Below are 23,562 nucleotides of genomic sequence, written 5' to 3'. Positions count from 1 at the left end.
GGCCCTTCTGTGCGGATGGGGGTTGCCGTGGCTAGGAGTAGGTGCGTGCCGCCGATGGCGGAACACGGTGGGTCAGGCGGGCACCGGTGCGCACACCCGACACCGCGCTGGTCACGACTTCGGCGATCCCGTGTGGACGGAGCATCGCGACGAAGGCCGCGCACTGGTCCGGTGCCGCGGTCAGGTGCAGGACCACCGCCGCGGCGCTGAGTTCGAGGGTCTCGGCGTGGAACCACCGGGCCAGCTCCCCGACCTGAGCGAGGTCGGCGGTATCCGGCCGCAGCTTGACGTAGACCGACTGCCTGCGGTGCCCGCCGGGTTCGAGCGTCACGACCCGGAGCACGGCCACGAGCCGGTTCAGCCGCTTCGTGAGCAGTTCCAGCCGGTCCGGCGACGGGACGCGCACCGCGAGCTGGATCCACCACAGCTGGGAATCCGGTGGATGGCTGAACTGCATGCCGACGATGTCCACATCGGAGGGCAGGAGCAGGCCGGTGACGCGCGCGGGCACGTCGGATCCCGGTCCCGCGACGACGGCAAGCAGATGCTCCTGCACCACGATCACCTCCGTTGTTCACGGACATCGTCCGGGCGGCGTGTGGCACGGCGCAACGTCCACGCACACAACACGCACCAAAAAGCGGGTAAGTAGCTGCAATCGGCGGTTCCGGCTCGCAGGTTGTTGCGGCGGCGGGCAATTAGCTGCATCCTTTCGGCATGCTCGACGAGATCGACCGGGAAATCCTCCAGCTCCTGCGCCAGGACGGCCGCCGCACCGTCCGGGACATCGCCAGCCAGGTCGGGCTGACCGTCGCACCGACCAAACGGCGCATCGATCGTCTCGAGGAAACCGGTGTGATCAGCGGCTACACCGCCCGCATCGACACGACCAAAGTGGACGGTGAGCTGACGGCCGTGGTGGAGCTCCGGGTGGTCGGCAACCTGGAGCTCGACACGATCCTGTCCTTCGCCGAGAACATTCCGGAGGTCACCGAGGTCCTGACCCTGGCCGGCGACCCGGACGCCCTGGTCCGCGTGCACGCCACGAGCACCGACGACCTGCAGCGCGTGGTCAACCTGCTGCGCACCAACGGTCAGGTCACCGGAACGAAGACGCTGGTGGTGCTCGGTTCCTGGTCCCGGCTGACCTAGAAGATCGCGGCGAGGTCCTGGTGGGCGATGTCGGAGGGAGCGAGGCCGTGCTGTTCCATCGCGCCCGCACGCATGACCGCGACCGAGTCGGCCACCGCGAGCGCCTGGTGCACGTTCTGCTCCACCAGCACGATGATGCGGTCCTCGCGGCGCAGCGAGGCGACCGTGGTCAGCACGACGTCCGCCAGTTTCGGCGACAGACCGACCGACGGTTCGTCCAGCAGGAGGACCTTCGGGTTGGCCAGGAAGGCCCGGGCGATCGCGACCTGTTGTTGCTGGCCGCCGGAGAGCGAGCCCGCGCGTGAATGCCATTGTTCGTCCAGTACCGGGAAGAGTTCACGGGCGTCGTCGAGCCGGGCGCGCTCGGTGTCGCTGCCGGCGCGCCCGAGCCGCCGGGCGTTCCACATGCCGAGCTTGATGTTCTCCGCAACGGTCAGGTCGTCGAAGACACCACGGCCCTGCGGAACCAGGACCACACCGGACCGGGCCACCTCCACCGGGGAGCGCCGGGCGATGTCGGTGCCGTCGAGGGCGATGCTGCCGCCCGCCGGGCGGAGCAGTCCCGCGACGGTGCGCAACAACGTCGATTTGCCCGCCCCGTTGTGGCCCAGGATCAAGCTGATCTCGCCGGGCGGCAGGGTGGCGCTCAAGGCGTCGACCACGGTGCGGTGTCCGAGGCGGACGGTCAACGAGTCGATGGTGAGCATCAGACCTCCTGATCCCGACGGCCGAAGTAGAGCGCCCGCACCACCTCGTCGGAGAACACCTCGTCCGCCGTGCCGGTGGCGAGTTCCCGGCCGCGGTCGAGGAACACGACCACGTCGGCCAGGTCCCGGACCAGCTGGAGGTTGTGTTCGATCAACAGGATGATCAGGCCGCGTTCCTTGGCCTCGGTCACCACTTCGCAGAACAGGTCGTACTCCCGCGGGGCGAGTCCGGCGGCCTGCTCGTCGAGCAGCCACGCCCGGCCGTTCATCGCCAGCATGCGGGCGATCGAGACCGCCTTCTGCTGGCCGTAGCTGAGGTTGGCGGCGAGGTCGCGCCGGGCCGCGGACAACCCGAGGCGGTCCAGGATCTGCGTGGCGCGGACTCGCGTGTCGCGCGAGCGGGTGAAAACGGTCCGCTCGGCCGCGAACACCGTCTGCTCCTGCACCGAGACGCCCCCGAACAGCCGCAGCTCCTGGAACGAGCGCACGATGCCCATCCGCGCGCGCCGGCGGGCCGACCGCCGCAGGAGTTCGGCGCCGTCCAGGCGGATGCTGCCGCTCTCCGGTTCGATGAGTCCCGAGATGACGTTGAACAACGTCGTCTTGCCGGCGCCGTTCGGGCCGATGAGGGCGGTGACGGCGCCCGGTTCGGCGGTCAGCGAGACGTTGTCCAGCGCAACCAGCCCGCCGAACGCCACGCGCACATCGTTCACCTGCAGGGTCATGACGTCACCTTTCCGCCGCTCGCCGGTCCCGAGGGCTCCGGGCGCATTTCCGCGAGACGCCGCACCATCCGGCCGCGCAGGGCGCCGGTGGCGGGGAAATAGCCACGCAGCACGACCACGGCGATGATCAGCGCCCCGTAGACCAGTTGCTGGAGCGGCCCGACGACCGTGGAGGGCAGGTCGAGCAGGCTGATCAGCGGGATGGCGGCGACGATGATCGCGCCGCCGATGATCGGGCCGATGGACAGGCCGATGCCGCCGACGACCACGATCGCGACCAGTTCGATCGACAGCGAGTAGCCGAACGTCGGCGCGTTCACGAAACCGGTGTAGAAGGCGTAGAGCACGCCACCGAGCGCGGACACGCCGGCCCCCAGCACGATCGCGGCGTACTTGCCGACGACCGGGCTGCGCCCCAGCGTCTCGGTCGCGACCGGGTCCTCGCGGATCGCGAAGAACAACCGGCCGGCCGCGCCCCGGCGCAGCACCGCGGTCAGTGCGACGACGAGGATCGCGATCGTCCACACCAGCGCCGATCCCGCGCCGTGTGTTCCCAGCTCGATCCCGAACACCTGGGGGTAGGGCACACCGGATATCCCGTCGGTCCCCTTCGTCACCGAATACCAGCTCGCGAAGACGGTCGAGATGATGATCTGGAAGGCCAGCGAGGCGACGATGAAGTATTCGTCGCTCACCCGCAGTCCGGTGGAGGCCAGTGCGACCGCGGCCACCATCGCCAGCCCGATGCCCACCAGCGCACAGACGAGGAAGGAGCCGTCCACCCGCGGCCCGAGCAGCGCGGTGGTGTACGCGCCGATGCCGACGAAGACCGCCTGGGCCGCCGAGAAGACACCCGCGTAGCCGAGCGTGATGTTCAGGCCCGCCCCGGCGATGGCGAAGATCCCCGTGAGGGTTCCCACGGTCGTCAGGTACTCGATCACTTCGAGGCACTCCTCGTCCCGGCCGGACGCCGTGTGCGGAGCGTGGCGAGGCCACGGGGGCTGATCAGGATCAGCAGCAGGAAGACCGCGAACACCACGCCGTCCTGCCAGGTCGCCGGGAGCTTCCACAGCGCGACGCCCTGGATGACCCCGAAGAGCAGCGCGGCACCCGCGGCGCCCGCGATGCTCCCGACGCCGCCGAGGATGACGGTCGAGAACGCGATCAGCAACGGCGTGTCCCCGACCGTCGGGTAGGCGCCGAGGGTGTAGGCGACGAATATCCCGGCCGGCACCGCGAGCAGCGCGGCCATGGCGAACGCGACGCGTTCCGCGCGCCGGCGGGGCATCCCCCACACGTCGGCCATGTCGCGATTGCACGCCACCGCCCGCATCAGCGAACCGGTCATGGTTTTCGCCAGGAACAACCGCGTCGCGGCGTAGCAGGCGATCGCGACCCCGAACGCCAGGAGGTTGATCTTCAGCAGGTGCAGCCAGCCGACATCCAATGTGGAGTTGAGGGACGTGCGCGGGTGGGACGCGGTGGCCGAGAAGATCAGGGTCAGGACCGAACTGCCGACGATCCACAACCCGAACGAAACCAGGAACAGCGGGAACAACGTCGTCTGCCGGTTGCCGATCGGCCGGTACAGGAACTCGTAACTGGCCATGGTGAACGCCAGCGACACGGCGGTCGTGGCGAGCACCGCGATCAGGATGTTCGTCGATGCCAGGGCGGAGAAGGTCAGGGCGCACAGGCTGAGGTTCGCGCCGTGGGCGATGTGCAGAATGCCGGTGACGCTGAGGATGGTGGACATGCCGATCGCGATCAGGACGTAGATCCCACCCAGGAACAACCCGCCGACCGCCAGTTGAAGTAGCTCATGCATATCGGGACGACCTCCGGAATCGGTCAGCCGGCCGCGGGAACGGTGGCCACCGTGGTGAACGCGCCGTCCTTGACCTGGTTGATGGCGATGGGCGACTTGAGCGTGTGATCGGGCAGGAGCTCGAGCGTCCCGCCGACGGCGTCGATGCGGCCCTGGCTCCCGAACTTGTCGTTGAGGTTCGCGCCGGTGACGTCCCTGCCCTCGGCCACCAGCCGCTTCGCGGCCTGCGCCCACATCAGGACGCCGTTGCAGTAGTCCGCCTCGCCCACGATCGCGCCTTCGCCCGGTTTCGCGCCGGTCAGCCGCAGGAACCCGGTCGTGGTCGGGTCCTTGGCGGAGAAGTCCACCGCCTGCAGGGTGAACAGCGACCCCTCGGCCTCCTTGAGCTTGAGGACCGCCGGCGTCGGGAACGGTGAGGCGCCGACGATCTGGGCGTGCACGCCCGCACTCCGCAACTGCTGGATGAGCACCGCCTGCGGGTCGCCGGAGTGCACCAGGAAGATGACATCGGGGTCCTGCGCCTTGACCTTGTCGACCTGCGCGGAGAACGAGGCCAGTTGCACGGCCACCGGCAGCGTGTCGAGCGTGCGGCCGTCGCCTTCCCACGCCTGGCGGACCAGGCCCACGGCGTCCTTGCCCACCACGTCGTCCTGGTAGATCAGCATCGCCTTCTTGCGATCCGGCATGCGTTCCTTCACGTAGGGCACGCTGGCCGACAGTTCGGAGCTGAGGAACGGAACGGTGTTCCACACCCACGGCTGGTTCGCCAGGGACGGACTGAGCGAACCGCCGTTCAACACCGGCACGCGGGTGCGCTGGGCGAGCGGGGCGAGCGCGGTGGTGATCGAGCTGTACGCGCTGAACACGGTCGTCGCGTGATCAACGGTGGTGAGCTGGGTGAACGCCGCGATCCCCTTCGAGGTCTCGCCGGCGCCGGTGTCCACGTACTTCACCGTGACCGGCTTGGGCAGGTCCCGCCGCTCGTTGACGAGGTTCACGCAGCCGTCGATCCCGTGCTGGTAGGCCGTTCCGAACGAGGCGGCCGCCCCGCTCAGGGGCAACGCGGCGCCGAGGACGTAGCTGTCGCCGGATGATCCGGAGTCCGCGGATCCGCAGGCCGCCACACCTCCCGGACCGAGCAGTGCGAGAAGTACGAGCACGAGGCTGCTTCGTTTCTTCATGATCCGCTACACCCTTCTCTCATGAGTCGCTGAATCCGGGGTAGCCCGGCAGCCATTCGAGGAGCACGCCGACCCCACGCCTGGGCCGGTCGTCCTTGACCTGCATTGCGTTGTGCCGTGTGGCGTCTTCAGGGGTATCTGCTGCGATGGAAGCGGCAACGAAGTGAACGATCGCTTTGTTTGACGATAGAAGGGGCTCGCGACCCGTGTCAAGAACGAAAGAGGACGGCCGCGACCCCAGGATAACACTCAAACTGAGCGATCGATTGCTATCGCCGTGGGGCCGGAGTAGCTTCAGGGGCGGTGACGGCCGCACCGTCCTCCGCGCGGCGGCAAGTCCGCGCGCGCCTGCTCCGCACCATCACCGGCCTCGTCGGCCACGCACGTCAACCATCCACACCAGACACGCCGGGATTCGTGAATCGGCTACCAGGGAGGGTAAATGGACGAGAAGCACGTTCCGACCTACGCGGAACTACGGAAGCGCACCGACGCGCCGGCGGGTTCGGCCTGGGGCGTCTTCGGTCCCGACGACGAGCTGGGCACGCTGAACCACCTCACCCCCGAGCGGGTCCGGGCGGCGGCCGCGGCGGTGCGCACCGGGGAGGTCGTCAACCTGAACCTGCCGCTCGAGGCGTTCGACCCGCCGATGAGCCCGTACCGCAAGAGCCTCCAGCACAACATGTACGCGAACTACGGGTACCACCGCGACGAGTACCTGGACAGCTTCTACCCGCAGGCGAGCACCCAGATCGACGGGTTCCGGCACATCGGCCACCCGGTGTTCGGCTTCTACAACGGCGCCGATCCGGAACGCTTCCAGCCGGGTGACCCGTTCCTCGGGATCAACCGGTTCACCGAACGCGGCATCGTCGGCCGCGGCGTACTGGTCGATGTGGACCGCTACCGCCGGGCACAGGGCCGCCCCATCGACCACGCCGGGGCCGAAGGCATCCCGATCGGCGACGTCGCCGACGCGGCGGCGGACCAGGGCGTCGAATTCCGGCCCGGCGACATCCTGCTCATCCGGACCGGCTGGGTGCACCGCCACCTCCACGAACTGACCCCGCAGCAGCGCCACGACGAAAAGAGCCCGATCCACGTATCGGGGCTGCTGGCGAGCGAGGAGACCGTGGAATGGCTCTGGGACCACCAGTTCGCCATGGTCGCCGTGGACAACTTCGGCGTGGAGGCGTACCCGGCGCCGGACGACTCGCCGTTCGTCACCGAGGCCGAACGCCGCGGTGAGGTACCGCGAGCCTACGCCGGCGTCATGCACAACGTCCTGATCGCACTGCTCGGGTTCCCGCTCGGTGAGCTGTGGGACCTGGACGGCCTCGCGGAGCGCTGCGCTCGCGACGGCCGCTGGGACTGCCTCATCGTGTCCACGCCGCTGAACCTGACCGGCGGGACCGGGTCGCCCGCGAACGCCGTCGCGGTGCGGTGACCGGGATGGACCTCCTCGACGACGCCCGTGGCATGCGGGACGACCTGGCCCATCTCCGGAGCCGGCTGCACTCCGAACCCGAGGTGGGCCTCGACCTGCCGCGAACCCAGGAGCTCGTGTTGCGGGAGCTCGATCCACTGGGGCTGGAGATCACCACCGGGAAGACGACCTCCTCGGTGGTCGGCGTGCTGCGTGGCGGCGCACGGGACGAGCAGGACCCGCATGCGGTCGTCCTGCGCGCGGACATGGACGCGCTGCCCGTCCGCGAGCGCACCGGTCTCGCCTTCGCGGCCACCAACGGCGCGATGCACGCCTGCGGGCACGATCTGCACACCACGTCCCTGATCGGCGCCGCGCGGCTGCTGCACCGGCACCGCGACCGGATCGCCGGGGACGTGGTGTTCATGTTCCAGCCCGGCGAAGAGGGTTACGACGGCGCGGGCATCATGGTGAACGACGGGGTGCTGGACGCGGCCGGTTACCGGGCCGATGCCGCCTTCGCCCTGCACGTGTTCTCGGCCGGAATTCCCAACGGCGTCCTCAGCAGCCGGACCGGACCGGTCATGTCGGCCTCCCACCGGCTGCGGGTGCGCGTGAACGGCGCCGGCGGGCACGGGTCGATGCCGCACCGCGCGAAGGACCCGGTGATCGCGGCCGCGGAAATGGTCACGGCGCTGCAAGCCATGGTGACGCGGCGCTTCGACATCTTCGACCCGGTGGTGGTGACGGTCGGATACCTCTCGGCCGGCACGAAGCACAACGTCATTCCCGACGACGCCACCTTCGAGGCGACCGTCCGGACCTTCTCCGGCCACACGTCCGGCGTGATCCTGTCGCGTCTGGAAGAGACACTGCACGGTGTCGCGGCGGCGCACGGGGTCAGTGCCGACATCGTCTTCGAGGAGGAAACCCTGCTCACGATCAACACGGAGCGGGAGGTCCGGCTGGCGGCCGAGGTCGCGCAGTCCCTGCTCGGCGAGGAACGGTACCGGCCACTGGCCAATCCCATCGCCGCGTCCGAGGACTTCTCGCGCGTGCTGGCGAAAGTACCGGGCGCGTTCCTCGCCCTGGGTGCCACGCCGCCCGGCCTGGACCCGGAATCCGCGCCGAACAACCACAGCCCGCACGCCGACTTCGATCCCGGCGTCCTGCCGGGTGCCGCGGCGGTCTACGCCGAACTGGCGATGCGGCAGCTGGCTCGCACGGCCTGATCCGCCCAGGGCGCACCGCTCAGCGGCCCGGAGGAATCTCCTCCGGGCCGCTGAGGCGTGCGGTGGATCAGGATGCCGCGGAACCCGTGCGTTCCGCCAGGAGGGCGGACCGGCGCAGCTTCCCGGCTTCGTCGCGCGGAACGCGGGCAACCAGCTCGTAGGTCTTCGGCAGCTTGTAGGCCGCCAGCTGGCCGCGCATGAACTCGCTGAGCGCCCCGGCCGTCAGGGACGAGCCGTCGGCGGGCTGCACCACCGCGTGAACCGCCTGGCCCCACTCCGGGTGCGGCAGGCCGATGACGGCGGCGTCGGCCACCTCGGGGTGCTCCAGCAGCGCCTCTTCCACCTCCGCGGGAAAGATGTTGGCGCCGCCGGAAATGATCAGATCCACCCGCCGGTCGGCGATGTAGAGGTACCCCTCGTCGTCGACGCGGCCGAAGTCCCCCACCGTGATGAAACCGTCGCTGGTGGACGGAGCGGGATCGCTGCCGCGGTACTCGTAGGTGGGGCCCGGGTAGTGCGGTCGCATGTAGATCATGCCGACCTCGCCGGCCGGCAGCTCGCGCTGGTCGTCGTCGAGGATGCGCAGATCGCACCCGAGCGGTTTGCCGACGCTGCCTTCGTGCGCGAGCCACTCGTCGCCGGTGATCGCCGAGGCGCCGATGGCCTCGGTGGCGCCGTAGAGCTCGCGGACCCGGGACGGGCCGAGCAGGTCCATCCACTGCTTCTTGAGCCACCGCGGGCAGGACGCGGCGCCGTGGAACAGCGACTCGATGCTGGACCAGTCGCGGTCGGCCACACCGTCCAGCCGCATGATGCGCATCATCATGGTGGGGACGGCGAACATGAAGTTCACGCCGTACCGTTCCACGCAGTCGACGACCATCTCCGGGGTGAACCGCTCCAGGACGACGAGGTGGTGGCCGAAGAACAACCCCCAGTACCCCCAGCCGAAGGGCGCGTTGTGGTACAGCGGTCCGGCGACCAGCTGGGTCTGGTCGTGCCGGAACCCGATGGTGCGGGCCAGCGGTTCGAGCGCGTGGCCGTCCGCGGTGCCCGCCACGGCCCCGGGATTGCCCCAGGGCAACGGATCGAAGATGAGCTTGGGCACGCCGGTGGAGCCGCCGGAGCACACGGCCTTGCCCGGCCGGGCGTCGGCGAGCTGCCAGTCCGGGTCCTGCCGGGTCTCGATGTCCGCCGGGGTGAGGCAGTCGTAGCCGGGCACCGGGTCGAGCGAGACGACGACGTCGGGGTTCGCGAGGCGCAGGATCTGCTCGCGTTCCCGGCCCGGCATGTCCGAGCGGAGCGGCACCACGCACGCGCCGAGCTTCCACACGGCCACGGTGGTCAGCACGTGCTCGACCGAGTTGCGCAGTTTCACCACGACCAGGCTGTCCGGACCGACGCCCCGCGCCGCCAGGCCCGAGGCGAAGGAGTCACTGCGCGCGTCCAGCTCCCGCCACGTCAGTTCGGTCGCCGCGCCGTCCGGGTGGGCGACGAACGTCAGCGCCACGTCGTCCGGGCGGGACATCACCAGGTGCCGGATGCGCTCGCCGTAGGAGACGTAGTGGTCGAACGCGAGGCGGTGCGGTGTCATGCGATCTTCTCCTCATCTGTGAGCGAGCGCTTGTTATCGATGCTGGTACGATGCGGTTGTGCCCCGTCCGACCCGTGTCCACGAAATCGTCGCCGCCGCCACGAAGTTGTTCAGCGAACTGGGGTTCCAGGGAACGTCGGTGCGGGCGATCGCCGAGGCGGCCGGTATGCAGTCGGGCGGGCTCTACTCGCACTTCCCCTCCAAAGAGGCGCTGCTGCACCACATCGTGATCGAGACGCACAAGCGCCAGCGGGCCGCCGTCGTCGAGGTCCAGGAGAGCGACCTCGAACCGGAGGCGAAGTTCCGGGCCGCTTTCCTGGCGCACGTGTCGTCCAACTTCGAGGTCGGCGCGGCGTCGGCCCCGCGGATTTTCCTGACCGAGTGGCGGCACCTGACCGGCCAGGAGCTCGAGGACGTGCTCGACCAGCGGCGGGCGTACGAGCAGCTTTGGGACGACATCATCGGTGAGGCGATCGACGCCGGGGTGTTCCGCAAGAGCATGGACCCGCACACCGCGCGTCTGATCACGCTGTCGGTCGGGAACTGGGCGATCATGTGGTTCAACCCGAAGGGCCGCCAGTCGGTCCGGGAGGTGTTCGACAAGGTGGCCGACGAGATGCTGCAGGGGTTCCTCACCCCCTGACCGCCACGCGCGGCACGTCAGAAGTGCTCGAACAGCCATGGACTGGGGCCCGCGAACAGGGCGTCGACGTGGTCGAGGGCCGCCGCGGAGCGCGCCTTGAGCTGCCCCATCGCCAGTGCCTCCCGGGCGGTCGACCGGCCGGTGAAGAGAGCCGCGAACGCGTGGGCGGCCACCGTCACGTCCGGCTCGGTGCCGGCTTCCTCGACCTGGCACCGGCCGTCCCGCACCACCAGTCCCAGGGTGCGGGCGGGAGCACCCGTCTCGTCCTGGATGCCCAGCGTCAGAGTCAGGTCCAGGCTGGTGTGGTAGCCGCGCGCGGCGAGCGCGGCCGGGTGGTCGAGGATCTTCGTCATCCACGGGTGGACCCAGTCCATCGCGACCGGGGCGTCGAAGAAGGCCGCCAGCCCGTCCGACGGGCCACCGAACCAGGAGATCTCCTCGCCCGGCGACCCGGCCTGCGCGAGGGTGTGCAGGAGGGCGCGGGCCGCCGGGACCGTCGTCCACACGATCTCGCGCGCCCGGACCCGGTGCCGGAAGGTGAACTCGCCAAGGGGTGCGCTCACCTGGTCCCACAGCGCGTAGCCGGTCACCGCGTCCTGGCGGAAAGCGACCACCGCGAACGTCTCGCCGGAGTGCACGCGGGGCAGGATGTGACTGCGCCACCAGGCCGCATCCCGATGGATCGGGCCGTTGCTGCGCCGGACGAGCGCGTCGTACACCTCGGCGAGCCGGCCGGCATCGTCCGCGGTGAACCAGCGGATGTCGTCCACCTCCCCACCGGCCCGCAGCGACCGGGGCGACACGTGGTGCCGGTACCGGAAGCCGCTGACCTCGAACCCGGCCCGGCGGTACGGCGCCACGGCCGACGGTGTCAGGGTGGCGATGGCGGCCCCGGCCCCGGCGTGGTGCGCGAGGACGGGGCCGAGGAGGTGCGCCATGACCCCGCCGCCGCGGCGCGTGAGGTCGACCATGACCGACGAGATGGTGACGGCCGGGACGGGGCGGCCCCCGAACCACTGCCCGCACGGCCGGGCCAGCAGCGCGGCCACCGGGCCCCCGTCGAGCTCGAGGACGTGGCCGTACTCCAGCCACAGGGCCATGTCCACCGGCGCGGAGAAGCTCTGGTGCCGCAGCCGCGCAATCACCGTCTCGTCGTCGGTGCGGGCGGGACGGACCAGCGGCGTTCCCGGGCTACCCATCGGCACGCGCCTCCTTCTCGACCGTGTCCAGGAAGTCCATCGCCGTCGGCCACCGGGTCAGTTCCGGGCCGATCTGCCGCTCCAGGTCCTCGGCCGTCCAGCGGCCGTTCGTGGTGAACCGCTTGAGCACGGTGGGTGGCGCGAAGAGGCGCACCTCGTTGCCGACGACGTGGAAGACCTGACCGGTGACCCGGCAGCGGGGGGACGCGAGCCACCCGACCACCGGCGAGACGTTGGCCGGGTCCCAGAAGTCGGAGTCGTCGCCGCCCGTTGGGGGGAACTGCTTGGCCGAGGGCATGGCCTTCAGGGTCGTCTCAGTGCGCGCGGAAGGCGCGATGACGTTCGATCGCACCCCCAGCTGTTCACCCTCGAGCGCGAGGACCGCGGACAGCGCGACGATGCCCAGCTTGGTGGCGGTGTAGTTGCCCTGACCGAAGTTGGCCATGAGGCCGCCGATGGAGCTGGTGTGGACGATCGCGCCCGGGGCAGGCGCCCCGGTCCGCTTCGCCTGCTTCCGCCAGTGGGCCATCGCGTGGACGGCCGGGGCGGCGTGGCCCTTCAGGTTCACGCGGACGACGTCGTCCCACTCGGATTCGGCCATGCGAGCCATTGTCCGGTCCCGCACGATTCCCGCATTGTTGACCAGGATGTCGAGCCGCCCGAACGCGTCCACGCAGGTGTCCACCAGGTCGCTTGCGTGGGTCCAGCTGGAGATGTCGCCGTGGTCGCTCACGGCGCGGCCACCCCGCGCGGTGATTTCCCCGGCCACGTCGTCGGCCCGCCATCCGGTACCGGCCCGCCCGACGTCGTTCACCACCACGGCGGCACCCAGGCTCGCGAGGTGCAGGGCATGGCTGCGGCCCAGGCCGCTGCCCGCGCCGGTCACGATCGCGGCCAGGCCGTCGAGCGGCTTCATGACACCACCTCGGCGGCGTTGGCGAGGCTTCCGACCGCGGCGAAGGACAGGACCGGGCGCGCGCCACCGTCGCCCGGCTGCCAGCGGGCTGCCACCCGGTCACCGATGGCGGCGTCGTCGGGGACGGCCGCGAGCAGCCGCGGACCCTCGTCCAGTTCGACCAGTCCGACGCTGTACGGCGGGGGCAGGTCGGCGCGCACGGGCAGGTGGACCGTCACGCACGAGTACACCGTGCCGAGGCCGGGTGTCTCGGCCCAGGTCAGGTCCGTGGAGTCGCAGGCCAGGCAGAACGGCCGCGGGTACAGCTGGCTGTGGCCGCAGGCCGCGCAGCGCTGCACGACCAGTTTCCCGTCGGCCGCCGCTTTCCAGAACGCCGCCGTCGTCGGATCGAGGATGTCGTCGTTGTCAGTCATTCGTGAGCACCACCGTCGAGCTGTACGAGCACAGGCCACCAATTCCGTTGACGAGCGCGGTTCTCGGCGCCGGGTTCACCTGCCGGTCACCGGCTTCGCCACGCAGTTGCCGGACGGCCTCGATGACCAGGAAGATCCCGAACGCCCCCGGGTGCGTGTAGGACAAACCACCGCCGGACGTCATGGCCGGCAGCTTTCCGCCGGGCCGCAGGTGCCCCTGCGCGAACATTTCCCCACCGGCGCCTTTTTCGCAGAAGCCGAGATCCTCGAGCTGGAGGATCGGCGTGATGGTGAACGCGTCGTAGGGCTGGAAGATGTCCACGTCCTCCGGTCCGATGCCCGCCATTTCGTAGGCCAGGCGACCGGACCGGACGGCGGCCGTCGAGGTGATGTCCCGGCGCTGGTGCGGATGCCAGTGGGTGTGGCTCTCGCCCCAGCCCCGGATGCCGACCGGCGGGCGCTTCGCGGCACGGGCGCGCTCGGCCGTGGTGACGACGATGGCGCCGCCCCCGTCGGTGATCGGACAGCAGTCCAGCTTCTTGATCGGACCGCAGATCCGGTCCGAGGCGAGGACGTCCTCGACGGTGAGCGGGTCGCGGCGCCAGGCTTTCGGGTTCAGGCGCGCCCATTCGCGGCCGGTGACGGCGACGGAAGCGAGTTGTTCCTCCGTGGTGCCGTACTCGTACATGTGGCGGGCCGTGACGAGCGCGAAGTGACCGATGGGCACCGGCACCCCGGCCGGCTGGTCGAACTGCGCGGTGATCGACTCGGGCGGCGGCGGAGCGAGGACGTGCGCCCGGGAGCGCTTGCGCAGGGTGCGCTGGCGGGACGCGTACGCGAGCAGTGCCACCTCGCACTGACCGGCCGCGATCGCCGCCATGGCGTGCCCGATGAACCCCACCCACGAGCCGCCACCCAGGTCCGAGGAGTCGGCGTGGCTGGGCTCGATGCCGAGGTACTCGCCGAGCTGGACCGAGCCTTCCTCGCCGAGGTAGTTGACGAACAACCCGTCGACCTCGGTGCGCGCGATGCCCGCCTCGTCGAGCGCGGCCATGGCGGCGAGCGCGATCATGGATGGTTCGGATTGGTCGGTGACGTGCCCGAGCGGGCTTTCCGCCACGCCCGCGATGCAGAACTCCGGCATTTCCTTCCCCTCTGGGACGACTCGCCCCTTCGTCAAGTGGATCCGCAGCCGGTCGCATTCAAAGCGAACGCTCGCTTTGTAATATGGCACGGCCTTCGGGCCGGTGTCAACGCATTCCCGGCGCAGTCAGGCTTTTCCGGTGGATCTCAGGAGTTGCGTGCGCGCTTTCGCACAGCGGCGAGGATTCCGTACGCGCACAGCACGACGGCGAGCGCCACCAGGCTCAGCGCGGCCTGGATGCGGGTGTCGGAGTGCACGAGCATGACGACGTCGGTCGCCACGAGCGCCAGCGCGCAGAGCGCGGCGAACCACGGGTGGCACCACATCCGCACCGGCAGCCGCGCCACCTCGTCCGCGGACAGCCGCGCCCGCATCCGCAGCTGCGACAGGCAGATGAAGGCGTAGACGATCAATGCCACCGCCCCCGCCGAGTCGAGGATGAAGGCGAACGCCTTCTCCGAGGCGAAGAAGTTGATGGCGGCGCCGAGGACTCCACCGCTGCCGCTCAGGAGCACCGCCCGCCAGGGGACGCCCCGCCGGTTGCGGGTGGTGACCGAGGCCGGTGCCCAGCCGTTCGCCGACAGGCGGAACAGGGTCCGGGAACACGCGTAGATGGACGAATTGACGATCGACAGCACCGCGACGAGCAACACGACATCGACGAGCTGCGTGGAGAACGGAATGCCGAACCGGCTGAACGCGGCCGCGAACGGACTCGAATCCGTGGGCAGCTCCGAGAACGGGAGCACGAGCAGGAGTGCCACCACCGACCCGACGAAGAACAGCACGATGCGCCAGGCGGCCAGGCGCGTGGTGCGCACGACCGCGCGTCCCGGGTCCTCCGACTCCGCCGACGCGATCACCGCGATTTCGGTGCCGAAGTACGACAGGACCGCGGTCACCACACCGCGGACGACCGGCTCGAACCCGTTCACCAGGAACGGCGCGTGCACGAGGTTGGACACGCCGACGAAGTGCGCGCCGGGCAGGAGGCCGAGCACGAACAGCACCGCACCGACGACCAGGACGACGATCGTGCCGACCTTGACGCTCGCGAGGAAGAACTCGGATTCGCCGAAACTCCGCGCCGAGTACATGTTCACCCCGACGAACACGACCATGATCACGAGCGAGCAGATCCAGCTCGGGATGCCGAGCCAGCCGCCGACGATCTGTCCGGCGACGACCGCCTCGAACGCGATCACGCCGACGAAGAAGTACCAGTACATCCAGCCGACGCTGAAGCCGGCCCAGGCCCCGAGGCTCTCCCGGGCGTAGTCGACGAACGACCCGAGATCGGGACGCGCGGTCGCCATCTCGCCGAGCATCCGCATGACGAAGAAGACGATGACCCCGCCGATGACGTAGGACAGGATGGCACCGGCCCCCGCCGAGCGGACCACCTCGCCGATGCCCACGAACAGCGAGGCACCGATGCAGCCGCCGATGGCGAGCAGGGTGACGTGACGGTTCTTCAGCCGCTCCCGGCGGGAGCCACTTCGTGGCCGTTCGCCCTGCGTCGGCGGCGAAGGCTGGGCGGATGTCGACTCTGACATCACGGACCTCCTGACTGGTTCCGGATCGGGCCTGCGAGCCGCCACCCGGCGTCGTTCGGTCGCCGCCGCGGCGGGGGTTCCGGCGGAGCGGGCCGGAAGCCCGGCGTCCGCGTGGGACCCTTACGGACGTCCCGGCCCTGCCCGGGTGGCTTGCATCACAGCACGCTAGACCGCCGCGCAAAAGAAAGCAAGCGATCGCCCAGTTTCCCTGCCCGCCAGCAGTCACGCCGGGACAGAGCTCATCCGGAACAGGCTCGCGCTCCACCGCGCGCGAGCCGCGGCCGGCAGCCCGGCGCTCACCGTCCTTCGAGGTCAGCGGCGAGTTGCGCGCGGTAGGCCGCGATCCGGGCCACCCGGTTGCCGGTCAGCGCGCCGATCAGCCGGCCCTGCCGGAAGTAGGCGACATCCAGGCGGCGCGCGCCGAGGTCGTACTCCCGCACGTCGGCCGAGTCGGCGAGCGCGGGCAGCCCGACCGACCGGAACTTGACGTCGTACTGGTCCGACCAGAACGACGGCACCGGGCAGTACCGCGCGGGCGCCGCGGGGAAGAGCAGTGAGCGCGCGGCGGTTTCGGCCTGTTCCGCGGCGTGGCTCCAGTGGCCCAGGGTGACACCCGGAGCGTCCGCCCAGGGGTGCGGCCAGCGGGTGACGTCCCCGGCGGCGACCACGCCCGGGGCGGGGGTGCCGTCCCGGCGGAGTACGCGGGCGTGCCGGTCGCAGCGGACTCCGGCGGTGATGTCCAACCCGGAACCAGCCAGCCAGCCGGTGGCGGGCGCCGAGCCCAGGGCAACCACGGCAGCGGTCGCGGGCACCTCCGTGCCGTCGGAGAGCCGGGCTCCGGTGAGCTTGCCGACGCCCTCCAGCGACACGACCTTGGTCGAGGTCCGCAGGTCCACCCCGGCCTGCCGATGGAGTGCCGCGACGAATTCGCCTGCCGCTTCGCCGACGGCACGGTGCAGGGGTTGCGGCGCCGGGTCGACCACGGTGACCTCGATGCCAGCGCCTCGCGCGGTCGCGGCGACCTCGCTACCGACGAACCCGGCCCCGATCACCAGCAGCCTGCCGTCCCGCCGCAGCAGTGCTGCCCGCAGGCTCCGGGCGTCGTCCAGGCCGCGCAACGTGTGGACGCCGGCGGGCGCTGCGGGCCACAGCCGGGCCGTCGACCCGGTGGCGATGACGAGGCCGTCGAAGGGGAAACGGGTGCCGTCGCCGACCTCGACCGTGCGCGCGGCGAGGTGCAGCCGTGTCGCCCGGCGGCCGAGCTGCCAGGTGATGCCGAGACCGGCGACGGGCAACGACAGGTCCGCACCGCCGGTCTCGCCGGCGAGGAACTCCTTGGACAGCGGCGGGCGATCGTACGGGAGATGCGGTTCCTCCCCGATGACCGTCAGGCGGCCGTCGTACCCGTGCTTGCGCAGCGCCGCGCACGCCCGCAACCCGGCGAGCGACGCTCCGACGACGAGAATGCCGTGCTCGTCGAATCGAGAACTCATGCGGCTGCGTCACCCGTGGCGGCGTGTACGCGGATGGCCCGCACCGGGCAGGCCGCGGCCGCCTTCTCCACGGCGTCGCGCAGGCTTTCGTCCGCGGTTTCCGCGTGGACGAGGATGTCGTCGTCGTCGAAGGAAAAGATCGCGGGGGCGGCGAAGACGCACTGCCCGTGGCTCTCGCACAGATCCATGTCCACCTGGATTTTCATGACCGTCCTCGTGGTTTCGCCGGCCCGGGCGACGCGGGCCGGACGGCTTGCGGGTTGAAGCGTGAATAGACCGGCGCACTCCAGCGCAACGGGCTGGATCCGCGGATTTCGACGACCTCGCTGATCGTGAATTCGACCAGGCGCTGTGCGCCGGGGACGGCCGCGGCCCGGTCCGGGTCCCAGTCCACGCGCGCGGTTCCGGTGAGCTGGAGGGTGCTGCCGGTGTCCCAGTCCGGGAAGATCAGCCCCGCCACGGGGTTGACCTCGATGTTGCCCAGCGTTCCGAACATCGCGTTGCCCACGTAGTCCGGCCACCGAAGCGAGGTCGGCGAGAGCACCTCGACGAAGCCCGGATTGCCACCGCGGTGCGAGGCGTCGGCGTTGCCGTCCCGGTCCGCGGTCGCGACGAAGAACGTGTCGGCGCGGGCGATCAGGTCGGTGTGGCTGCCCTGGAGCCGGTCGGTGCGCACCGGAACGGCGGGACCGCCCGGATCCCGGCGCGGCTCCCGTTTCTGGATGTACTTGGGGCAGTTGGCGTACACCTGGTCGAGGTCCACGCGGAATCCGGCACCGGTCGTGGTGGCGCGGCCGTTCATCCGCATGCGACGACGACTGGCCGGCTCGATGGCGATCATGCCCACCGGCACGGCTTCGCCGGAACCCCCGAACAGGGGCCGAAGCGGGTCACCCGCAGCGGGATGCGCTTCGACGATCAGGCTCCGGTCGCCGTCGGCGCGAAGGAAACCGGGCGCTCCGGTGAGGAGGGAAGCCCATACCCGCCCCTGCTCATCGGTCGCGCCCAGCACCAGCATGACCTGTTGCCGGAGGAAGTCCCGGGCCACGTCCGGAATCCGGGCGTGGATGGCGCCCGAGGAGAAACCCGCTTGATCGAGCACACCCGCTCGGGCCTGAACGGCCCGTTCACCGTCGTGGTAGACGTCTGTCACGGCGACGTGTCCTTTTCGTTGGCGCATCCGGGAGTCGGGCCGGTTGCCCGTGGAGCAGAGCACCGGCCCGACGGATCGATCAGAAGAATCCACAGGTGGGCGCGGCACCTGCCGGCGCCGGGGCGGTGTCCGCACCGGCCGGGGCGTAGATCTCCAGGCGGATGCCGTCCGGATCGCTGAAGAAGATGCCGCCGGACGCCGCGCCCTCGCCGTGCGGCACGACGCCGTCGTACTGGAACGTGGCGTTCCGCTCGCGCAGGACCCGCTCGGTGGCTTGGACCTCCTCGATCGTCTCCACCTGGAACGACAGGTGGTGGAGACCGGCGGAGGACGCGGCGAAACCGGCGTCGCCCTGCTGCCACAGGGTCACCAGAAGTTGCCCGTCGCGGCCGAGGAACGCCCAGCGCCGGTCCTCCTCCTTGCCCTCGGCGAGCACCTCGAATCCGAACACGTCGAGGTAGAACGGCAGCGATCGCTCGATGTCGGTCACGGTGAGGCCGACGTGCCCCGTCTGGAGCGCCTTGATGCCCGTGGGCTGTCCCATCACATTCCTCCTGAGTTCATGGTTCTAACCGATGATCGGAAGATTAACGGTTATACCCGATGCCGTCAACCACCGTAATCGACTTGGGCGGTTAGACTGCACTTGTCGCCGGTGATCACCGAGAAGGAGGCCGGACCGTGTCGGGACGTCCAAGCCAGGAAGCCGCCGCGGACCCGCGTCCGCTGACGGGCGAGCCGCTCTCCCTGGATCTGCTGAACACCCGGTGGATCGACCAGGGAACTCACCACGACCTGCTGGAGTCGGTCGACGGACTCGCCGTCTGGCTGCGGTCGTCGGGCTTGGCGGACCGGGTCGCCGCCACCCCGGCAGCCCTGGACGCGTTGCGGGAAGTCCGGGAAGCGCTGTGGTCGCTCGCGGAGCGCGAAGACGACTCCGGCGAGGCACGCGCGGCGCTCAACCGGACGCTGGGCCACGGCTGGATCCGCCGCTCCCTCGGAACCGATGGCCCGGAGTCCGAAGTGGACACGGACCCGCCCGGTCATCTCCCGGCCTGGCTCGCCGCCGCCGACTACCTGCGCCTGCTCGAGGAAGCCCCCGCGCGGATCCGGCGATGCGCGAACCCGGACTGCGTGCTGCACTTCTACGACGTGTCGAAGAACGGCACGCGGCGCTGGTGCTCCATGGCGGGGTGCGGCAACCGCGCCAAGGCGTCCCGCCACTACCAGCGACGCCGGGAACCCCGGCCCACCGGCACGGACAGCAGCAGCCGCCGCGGGTGATGCCGATCGGGCCGCACCCCGCGCCTTACCGGTTGTTCCACCCGCATGGCGGCGTGGCAACGGACGCTTGACCGGATTGCGCACCCCTCGGACGTCTGGTTCGCCGGCCGGGACCGGATCGCGGACTACCGGCGGGCCCGCCAACCGCCCGCAGCCTGGTGATCCGCCTCGGCCGGACCCGCCACGGACGGGTCACTCACGCACACGATGGCCCGGCCTGCCGAACTTCGCAGGCCGGGCGATTTCGTGCGGCGCGGATGAAGCCAATGCCGAGATGATTGTTGAACGATCCTCTTGTCGGATGCACCACTGATCCAGTATCTTGCTCGTCATCGATGTCTGGACCCACAACTCGCCGAAAGGCCCGATCATGAAGCTCCGCAAGGCCCTGCTCACCGCAGGCACGATCGCCGCAACCGCGACAGCCGTACTCGCCGGAACCACCACCGCCTCGGCCACCACCGACCCGCCGCCGCCCGGTGGCTGGGACTTCATCTTCTCGACGAGCGGCGCGACGCTGTACGTCAAAAAACACGGTGACATCCTGAAGATCTGCGACACCAACGCGGACAACAAATATGCGCGCGTCGATGTGTACGAGGTGGAAAAGAACGGCAAAGTCGACCCCAAGTACGACCTTGTCAACGGGGATTTTGTTCAGGGTCTTGGTAATTGCCACACCCATCGAGCATCGCAAGGTTGGGCCTGGGACCTCCGCGAGGGCCAGCAATACGAAGTCCACGTCAGCGGCAACAGCAACTGGACCCACAAAACCTGGCGGTTCACGAACGATCACTGACGTCAAGGCGCCCGCCGCCACCCCATCGGGGCGGGCGCCATCGCCGAGTCAGCCGGGGACGGGGGCGGGCCGTCGGGTGCGCGGCAGCAACAGCACCCCGCCCATCAGGAACACGGCGGTCAGGTATCCGGCGAACAGGACGACGGGGCTTCCCCCGGCGGGCGGGAGCAGGAGTGCGACCACCGCGCTGAGCCCGGCGAGCGCCCACCGCGCCCGTCCGGTCCGGACGCACGCCGCCAGCGGCAGAACCGTCCACAGTAGATACCAAGGTTGCACGACGGGACCGGTGACGAGCATCGCCGCGAACACCAGGCCGACACCCTGCACGACCCGGAACCGGCCGTGGAACACGCTCCACAGCAGTTTTACCGCCACGCCCGCACCGATCACCGCACCGGCCCACACACACGTCCTGATCGCCGCGTCGGTGAGGCTCGTGCCGGCCAGTCCACCGATCAGGAAGCCGAGCTGGTTGGTCGGTGCCAGCCAGCTGTGCACCTGCGCCGGGGAGCCGACCGCGGCGAACCGGCCGAAGCCGAGCCCGGTGCCGGCCGCGATCACAGTGGACACGAGCAGGAAACCCGCGGCCACACCGAATACCACCGCGACCCGGTCCCGGGCGCGGGTCGCGCGGCGCGCCAGTTCCACCGCCAGGAAGCACACCGCCGCCACCGCCACGAACTTGATGTTCGCCGCGACCGTCAACACCACGACGCCGGCGGCGACGCGCCCGGACAGCGCGATCTCCAGCCCGGCGAGCAGCAGGCCCATCAGCAGCCCGTCGGTGTGCACCCCGGCGACAACGTGCCACAGCACCAGCGGGTTGAGCAGTCCCAGCCAGACCGCGGTGGACGGCGCGGCTCCCGTGCGCCGGGCCAGCCGGGGCAGGGCCCAGGCGATCAGTGCGACCCCGGCCAGTTCGACCAGCCGGTGCGACAGCACGGTCGCCACGACGTTCTGCCCGGCGAAGTGCGCGATCACGCGGGACAGCTCGACGAACGCCGGACCGTACGGAGCCGGTGTGTCCTGCCAGTAGACGCTGACCAGCTTGGTCACCGGGGAGTCCGCGCCGAGAGCGGCGGCCGGACCGAGCCGGTACGGGTCGAACCCCAGGTCGGCGACCGTCCCCTGGGCGAGGTAGCAGTACACGTCGCCGCTGAACAGCGGCCGCGCGGCCAGCAGCGGAACGCACCAGGTCGCCGCGATCAGGTACAGCCGCCGGACCCCGATCGTGCCGGCGTGGCGCCCCAGGTCCAGCCATGCCAGTACGACAACGCCCATGCCGGTCAGCCCCAGCGCCAGCACCACGACCGGCGGCACCGGAAGGCCCGAGGTGACGAGCACCAGAGCCGCGGCACCAGCGAAACCGGTCCACTGTGCACGTGTCGTGAGTGGACGGTGCCGCGGGAGGAGGTCAAGTTCTGTCACGGGAACCCAGGCTGTCGACGATGGCGGCGAGCGCGGCGATCTCCTCGGCGAGTGCGTCGCGGCCGCGTGGAGTGATGCTGATCCAGGTGCGGGGCCGTTTGCCCTCGTACCCCTTCTGGATCGTGATCAGGCCGGCTTCCTCGAGCACCGCGATGTGCCGCGAGAGGTTGCCCGCGGTCAGGTTCAGCGTCGTGCGGAGGTAGCCGAACTCGACCCGTTTGGACTCGACCGCGATGGTCAGGATGCCCAGCCGGTGGCGCTGGTGGACGACTTCGTCGAGACCGCTGGTCGGATGTGCGCTCACCTGGCAGCCCTGTTGGTCCAGATCAGTGCGATGAGTCCGCCGGCGAGGAGTACGGCCGCGGGAAGGGCGAGGTCGCAGAGAAGCTGCAGGCGTGAGTCGTGCGCGAGGTCCGGGCGCCAGATCCCGGCGTGCGCCAGCGCGTTCGGCATGTCGTAGAGATTGGCCAGCAGCGCGGTGCCGGTGAACGCGACCCCGATGGCAGCGCACAGCGCGCTGCGTTCGAGCCAGGCGAGGACGAGCAGCCCGGCGGCGATCACCAGCAGACCGGCCATGCCGCGGATCAGGTACACGCCGATGGACGCGAAACCCAGTACCGAGAACAGGACCACGGCGAGGCGGCGACCCCGGCGCCAGCTGATGAGCACCCCGACGGCCGCGCCGAGCATGATCGGCAGGTTCACCTCCGGGCGTGAATACAGCCCGAAGAACAGCGTGGACAGCAGCGGAGCCCCCACCACGAATCCCAGCACCGCCGCGCCCGCGGCCAGCAGCCAGTTCGTGGTGTCGGCCTCCACCCCGACGCGCACGCCCCGCCGCCGGTACCACAGTGCGGTCACGACGACGCCGCCGGTCACCCCGGCCAGCCAGAAGTCCTGGTGGACGTACGGCGCCACCAGGAGCAACGCGCCGAACAGCAGCAGCGGGAACGGATACCCCCACCGGTCCTGCCGGACCTTGCGGCGCAGGGTCCGCAGATCCTCCAGCGTGGCCACGGCACTGCTCTCGTCCCCGCTCATCACACCGGCCCCAAACTCGATTGCATACGCGTCAGGTTTGCAGAACAAACCTCTTGCGTCAAGGTCGCACCTCGCAGCCCCTCCGGGACCGTCGGCGCCGTGGGCGACAGGAGGTCGGCGGATCTGGCCGGGATCTGCCGACCGTGCTGGTCACCGCTGCATCCTCGGATCGTGCGTCGGGTCGTCGTACATGGGCGGGCAGCCGTGATCGACGGCTTCGGGCCGCAGTTCGTAGTGCCAGGGTTCGTTGCGGTAGATCTGGCACAGCCCGTACGCGGCGCCGTGCTCGGACAGCCACGCCCTGGCATCGGCGGGCCCCAGGTCGACCGCCTGCCCCAATACGTGAGCCGACGTGTCCGCCGTGGTCACCCATCGCGCGGCTTCCCGTGCCGAGCCGTACTTCGAGACCGCCTCATCGCGTAGTTGTTCCTGGTACTCCGGGGAACGCCAGCCGCCGTTGACGAAGAACTCCACCCCGTCGGCCGCCGCATCGGTTGCGGCCTTGCGCAGGGCAGCGAGCAGATCGGGATCGAGGTTGGCCACGGCCGGGATCTCTTCGTCGAAGACCGACACCGGATCCGGGACAGCGCCATGTGCCACACCGAGGGCGCGCCGGACGACGGATTCGCTGTAGGGCATGCATCCAGT

At 70.1% G+C, this 23,562-nt stretch carries 26 protein-coding genes; 6 read left to right on the top strand and 20 right to left on the bottom strand.

Translation table 11 applies throughout. The features are described 5' to 3' along the window. Nucleotides 1-31 precede the first annotated feature (31 nt). Nucleotides 32-556 (bottom strand): hypothetical protein, encoded by a 525-nt coding sequence (locus FHX45_RS20080; protein WP_167104246.1) that lies wholly within the window; start codon nucleotides 554-556, stop codon nucleotides 32-34. Between the two features lie 161 nt (nucleotides 557-717). Here FHX45_RS20080 and FHX45_RS20075 point away from each other — a divergent pair, with 161 nt between their 5' ends. Further along, a complete protein-coding gene (locus FHX45_RS20075) occupies nucleotides 718-1,152 on the top strand; it encodes an Lrp/AsnC family transcriptional regulator (protein ID WP_167104243.1) in 435 nt (144 codons plus the stop codon). Here the strand turns inward: FHX45_RS20075 and FHX45_RS20070 are convergent. Genes FHX45_RS20070 through FHX45_RS20050 form a run of 5 tightly spaced genes read right to left on the bottom strand, consistent with a single transcriptional unit; the run spans nucleotide 1,149 to nucleotide 5,593 of the window. Continuing rightward, nucleotides 1,149-1,859 (bottom strand): ABC transporter ATP-binding protein, encoded by a 711-nt coding sequence (locus tag FHX45_RS20070; protein ID WP_167104240.1) that lies wholly within the window; start codon nucleotides 1,857-1,859, stop codon nucleotides 1,149-1,151. The genes FHX45_RS20075 and FHX45_RS20070 overlap by 4 nt on opposite strands. After that, entirely contained in the window at nucleotides 1,859-2,584 is a 726-nt protein-coding gene (locus tag FHX45_RS20065) for an ABC transporter ATP-binding protein (protein ID WP_167104237.1), read from the bottom strand. Before FHX45_RS20065 ends, FHX45_RS20070 begins: the two co-directional genes overlap by 1 nt. Next, entirely contained in the window at nucleotides 2,581-3,525 is a 945-nt protein-coding gene (locus FHX45_RS20060; protein ID WP_167104234.1) for an ABC transporter permease subunit, read from the bottom strand. The genes FHX45_RS20065 and FHX45_RS20060 overlap by 4 nt, the downstream gene beginning before the upstream one ends. Then, on the bottom strand, nucleotides 3,522-4,412 hold the full coding sequence (locus FHX45_RS20055; protein WP_167104231.1) for a branched-chain amino acid ABC transporter permease: 891 nt from the start codon (nucleotides 4,410-4,412) through the stop codon (nucleotides 3,522-3,524). The genes FHX45_RS20060 and FHX45_RS20055 overlap by 4 nt, the downstream gene beginning before the upstream one ends. A 23-nt stretch (nucleotides 4,413-4,435) precedes the next feature. Beyond that, nucleotides 4,436-5,593 carry an ABC transporter substrate-binding protein gene (locus tag FHX45_RS20050; RefSeq protein WP_167104228.1) on the bottom strand — a complete coding sequence of 386 codons (1,158 nt, stop codon included), beginning with the start codon at nucleotides 5,591-5,593 and terminating at the stop codon, nucleotides 4,436-4,438. Between the two features lie 442 nt (nucleotides 5,594-6,035). On the opposite strand from FHX45_RS20050, the gene FHX45_RS20045 reads away from it, so the two are divergent. Then, the gene (locus tag FHX45_RS20045; protein ID WP_167104225.1) at nucleotides 6,036-7,040 is read left to right on the top strand and encodes a cyclase family protein; all 1,005 of its coding nucleotides are present in this window, start codon (nucleotides 6,036-6,038) and stop codon (nucleotides 7,038-7,040) included. A 5-nt stretch (nucleotides 7,041-7,045) separates the two neighbouring features. Continuing rightward, the gene (locus FHX45_RS20040; protein WP_167104222.1) at nucleotides 7,046-8,251 is read left to right on the top strand and encodes a M20 metallopeptidase family protein; all 1,206 of its coding nucleotides are present in this window, start codon (nucleotides 7,046-7,048) and stop codon (nucleotides 8,249-8,251) included. A gap of 67 nt (nucleotides 8,252-8,318) precedes the next feature. Here the strand turns inward: FHX45_RS20040 and FHX45_RS20035 are convergent, their stop codons facing one another. Then, nucleotides 8,319-9,845 carry an AMP-binding protein gene (locus tag FHX45_RS20035; RefSeq protein WP_167104219.1) on the bottom strand — a complete coding sequence of 509 codons (1,527 nt, stop codon included), beginning with the start codon at nucleotides 9,843-9,845 and terminating at the stop codon, nucleotides 8,319-8,321. 58 nt (nucleotides 9,846-9,903) lie between these two features. On the opposite strand from FHX45_RS20035, the gene FHX45_RS20030 reads away from it, so the two are divergent. Further along, nucleotides 9,904-10,488, top strand: coding sequence for a TetR/AcrR family transcriptional regulator (locus FHX45_RS20030; protein ID WP_167104216.1), 585 nt, complete (start codon nucleotides 9,904-9,906; stop codon nucleotides 10,486-10,488). A gap of 17 nt (nucleotides 10,489-10,505) precedes the next feature. Here the strand turns inward: FHX45_RS20030 and FHX45_RS20025 are convergent, their stop codons facing one another. The 9 genes from FHX45_RS20025 to FHX45_RS19985 all read right to left on the bottom strand — a co-directional run bounded on the left by FHX45_RS20025 (nucleotide 10,506) and on the right by FHX45_RS19985 (nucleotide 18,906). Continuing rightward, complete coding sequence (locus FHX45_RS20025; protein WP_167104213.1) at nucleotides 10,506-11,687, bottom strand: GNAT family N-acetyltransferase; 1,182 nt, start codon at nucleotides 11,685-11,687, stop codon at nucleotides 10,506-10,508. Beyond that, entirely contained in the window at nucleotides 11,680-12,603 is a 924-nt protein-coding gene (locus FHX45_RS20020; RefSeq protein ID WP_167104210.1) for an SDR family NAD(P)-dependent oxidoreductase, read from the bottom strand. Before FHX45_RS20020 ends, FHX45_RS20025 begins: the two co-directional genes overlap by 8 nt. Continuing rightward, the gene (locus tag FHX45_RS20015) at nucleotides 12,600-13,016 is read right to left on the bottom strand and encodes a Zn-ribbon domain-containing OB-fold protein (RefSeq protein WP_167104206.1); all 417 of its coding nucleotides are present in this window, start codon (nucleotides 13,014-13,016) and stop codon (nucleotides 12,600-12,602) included. Before FHX45_RS20015 ends, FHX45_RS20020 begins: the two co-directional genes overlap by 4 nt. Further along, on the bottom strand, nucleotides 13,009-14,160 hold the full coding sequence (locus FHX45_RS20010; RefSeq protein ID WP_167104203.1) for a thiolase C-terminal domain-containing protein: 1,152 nt from the start codon (nucleotides 14,158-14,160) through the stop codon (nucleotides 13,009-13,011). The genes FHX45_RS20015 and FHX45_RS20010 overlap by 8 nt, the downstream gene beginning before the upstream one ends. Nucleotides 14,161-14,306: 146 nt before the next feature. Next, nucleotides 14,307-15,716, bottom strand: a complete 1,410-nt coding sequence (locus tag FHX45_RS20005) for an amino acid permease (RefSeq protein WP_167104200.1) — start codon at nucleotides 15,714-15,716, stop codon at nucleotides 14,307-14,309. Between the two features lie 296 nt (nucleotides 15,717-16,012). After that, nucleotides 16,013-17,209 carry an NAD(P)/FAD-dependent oxidoreductase gene (locus FHX45_RS20000; protein ID WP_167104197.1) on the bottom strand — a complete coding sequence of 399 codons (1,197 nt, stop codon included), beginning with the start codon at nucleotides 17,207-17,209 and terminating at the stop codon, nucleotides 16,013-16,015. After that, nucleotides 17,206-17,415, bottom strand: a complete 210-nt coding sequence (locus tag FHX45_RS19995; protein ID WP_167104194.1) for a ferredoxin — start codon at nucleotides 17,413-17,415, stop codon at nucleotides 17,206-17,208. Before FHX45_RS19995 ends, FHX45_RS20000 begins: the two co-directional genes overlap by 4 nt. Beyond that, nucleotides 17,412-18,362: a pyridoxamine 5'-phosphate oxidase family protein gene (locus FHX45_RS28650; RefSeq protein WP_341771539.1), complete on the bottom strand. Its 951-nt coding sequence runs from the start codon at nucleotides 18,360-18,362 to the stop codon at nucleotides 17,412-17,414. Before FHX45_RS28650 ends, FHX45_RS19995 begins: the two co-directional genes overlap by 4 nt. Nucleotides 18,363-18,441: 79 nt before the next feature. After that, the gene (locus FHX45_RS19985) at nucleotides 18,442-18,906 is read right to left on the bottom strand and encodes a VOC family protein (protein WP_167104188.1); all 465 of its coding nucleotides are present in this window, start codon (nucleotides 18,904-18,906) and stop codon (nucleotides 18,442-18,444) included. A 137-nt stretch (nucleotides 18,907-19,043) separates the two neighbouring features. Here FHX45_RS19985 and FHX45_RS19980 point away from each other — a divergent pair, with 137 nt between their 5' ends. Together FHX45_RS19980 and FHX45_RS19975 are read left to right on the top strand one after the other, a co-directional pair. Next, nucleotides 19,044-19,646 (top strand): CGNR zinc finger domain-containing protein, encoded by a 603-nt coding sequence (locus FHX45_RS19980; protein ID WP_167104185.1) that lies wholly within the window; start codon nucleotides 19,044-19,046, stop codon nucleotides 19,644-19,646. A gap of 322 nt (nucleotides 19,647-19,968) precedes the next feature. After that, nucleotides 19,969-20,445: a hypothetical protein gene (locus FHX45_RS19975; RefSeq protein ID WP_167104182.1), complete on the top strand. Its 477-nt coding sequence runs from the start codon at nucleotides 19,969-19,971 to the stop codon at nucleotides 20,443-20,445. A gap of 48 nt (nucleotides 20,446-20,493) precedes the next feature. Here the strand turns inward: FHX45_RS19975 and mptB are convergent, their stop codons facing one another. The 4 genes from mptB to FHX45_RS19955 form a co-directional block, all read right to left on the bottom strand. Beyond that, entirely contained in the window at nucleotides 20,494-21,873 is a 1,380-nt protein-coding gene (gene mptB / locus FHX45_RS19970) for a polyprenol phosphomannose-dependent alpha 1,6 mannosyltransferase MptB (protein ID WP_167104178.1), read from the bottom strand. Beyond that, the gene (locus tag FHX45_RS19965) at nucleotides 21,860-22,177 is read right to left on the bottom strand and encodes a transcriptional regulator (protein WP_341771538.1); all 318 of its coding nucleotides are present in this window, start codon (nucleotides 22,175-22,177) and stop codon (nucleotides 21,860-21,862) included. Before FHX45_RS19965 ends, mptB begins: the two co-directional genes overlap by 14 nt. After that, nucleotides 22,174-22,914 carry a hypothetical protein gene (locus FHX45_RS19960; protein ID WP_167104175.1) on the bottom strand — a complete coding sequence of 247 codons (741 nt, stop codon included), beginning with the start codon at nucleotides 22,912-22,914 and terminating at the stop codon, nucleotides 22,174-22,176. Before FHX45_RS19960 ends, FHX45_RS19965 begins: the two co-directional genes overlap by 4 nt. 150 nt (nucleotides 22,915-23,064) lie before the next feature. After that, complete coding sequence (locus FHX45_RS19955; protein WP_167104172.1) at nucleotides 23,065-23,553, bottom strand: M15 family metallopeptidase; 489 nt, start codon at nucleotides 23,551-23,553, stop codon at nucleotides 23,065-23,067. Nucleotides 23,554-23,562 lie beyond the last annotated feature (9 nt).

Source organism: Amycolatopsis granulosa (assembly GCF_011758745.1).
Lineage (GTDB): Bacteria > Actinomycetota > Actinomycetes > Mycobacteriales > Pseudonocardiaceae > Amycolatopsis_E > Amycolatopsis_E granulosa.
The sequence above is the reverse complement of the archived record's forward strand: the minus strand, read 5'-3'. Positions and strand labels throughout refer to the sequence as shown.

Bases quoted from the DNA above. Each gene is read 5' to 3' on its own strand.
- FHX45_RS20075 (WP_167104243.1), top strand. From the start codon at position 718: ATGCTCGACGAGATCGACCGGGAAATCCTCCAGCTCCTGCGCCAGGAC.
- FHX45_RS20070 (WP_167104240.1), bottom strand. From the start codon at position 1,859: ATGCTCACCATCGACTCGTTGACCGTCCGCCTCGGACACCGCACCGTG.
- FHX45_RS20065 (WP_167104237.1), bottom strand. From the start codon at position 2,584: ATGACCCTGCAGGTGAACGATGTGCGCGTGGCGTTCGGCGGGCTGGTT.
- FHX45_RS20055 (WP_167104231.1), bottom strand. From the start codon at position 4,412: ATGCATGAGCTACTTCAACTGGCGGTCGGCGGGTTGTTCCTGGGTGGG.
- FHX45_RS20050 (WP_167104228.1), bottom strand. From the start codon at position 5,593: ATGAAGAAACGAAGCAGCCTCGTGCTCGTACTTCTCGCACTGCTCGGT.
- FHX45_RS20045 (WP_167104225.1), top strand. From the start codon at position 6,036: ATGGACGAGAAGCACGTTCCGACCTACGCGGAACTACGGAAGCGCACC.
- FHX45_RS20040 (WP_167104222.1), top strand. From the start codon at position 7,046: ATGGACCTCCTCGACGACGCCCGTGGCATGCGGGACGACCTGGCCCAT.
- FHX45_RS20035 (WP_167104219.1), bottom strand. From the start codon at position 9,845: ATGACACCGCACCGCCTCGCGTTCGACCACTACGTCTCCTACGGCGAG.
- FHX45_RS20025 (WP_167104213.1), bottom strand. From the start codon at position 11,687: ATGGGTAGCCCGGGAACGCCGCTGGTCCGTCCCGCCCGCACCGACGAC.
- FHX45_RS20020 (WP_167104210.1), bottom strand. From the start codon at position 12,603: ATGAAGCCGCTCGACGGCCTGGCCGCGATCGTGACCGGCGCGGGCAGC.
- FHX45_RS20015 (WP_167104206.1), bottom strand. From the start codon at position 13,016: ATGACTGACAACGACGACATCCTCGATCCGACGACGGCGGCGTTCTGG.
- FHX45_RS20010 (WP_167104203.1), bottom strand. From the start codon at position 14,160: ATGCCGGAGTTCTGCATCGCGGGCGTGGCGGAAAGCCCGCTCGGGCAC.
- FHX45_RS20005 (WP_167104200.1), bottom strand. From the start codon at position 15,716: ATGTCAGAGTCGACATCCGCCCAGCCTTCGCCGCCGACGCAGGGCGAA.
- FHX45_RS20000 (WP_167104197.1), bottom strand. From the start codon at position 17,209: ATGAGTTCTCGATTCGACGAGCACGGCATTCTCGTCGTCGGAGCGTCG.
- FHX45_RS19995 (WP_167104194.1), bottom strand. From the start codon at position 17,415: ATGAAAATCCAGGTGGACATGGATCTGTGCGAGAGCCACGGGCAGTGC.
- FHX45_RS19985 (WP_167104188.1), bottom strand. From the start codon at position 18,906: ATGGGACAGCCCACGGGCATCAAGGCGCTCCAGACGGGGCACGTCGGC.
- FHX45_RS19960 (WP_167104175.1), bottom strand. From the start codon at position 22,914: ATGAGCGGGGACGAGAGCAGTGCCGTGGCCACGCTGGAGGATCTGCGG.
- FHX45_RS19955 (WP_167104172.1), bottom strand. From the start codon at position 23,553: ATGCCCTACAGCGAATCCGTCGTCCGGCGCGCCCTCGGTGTGGCACAT.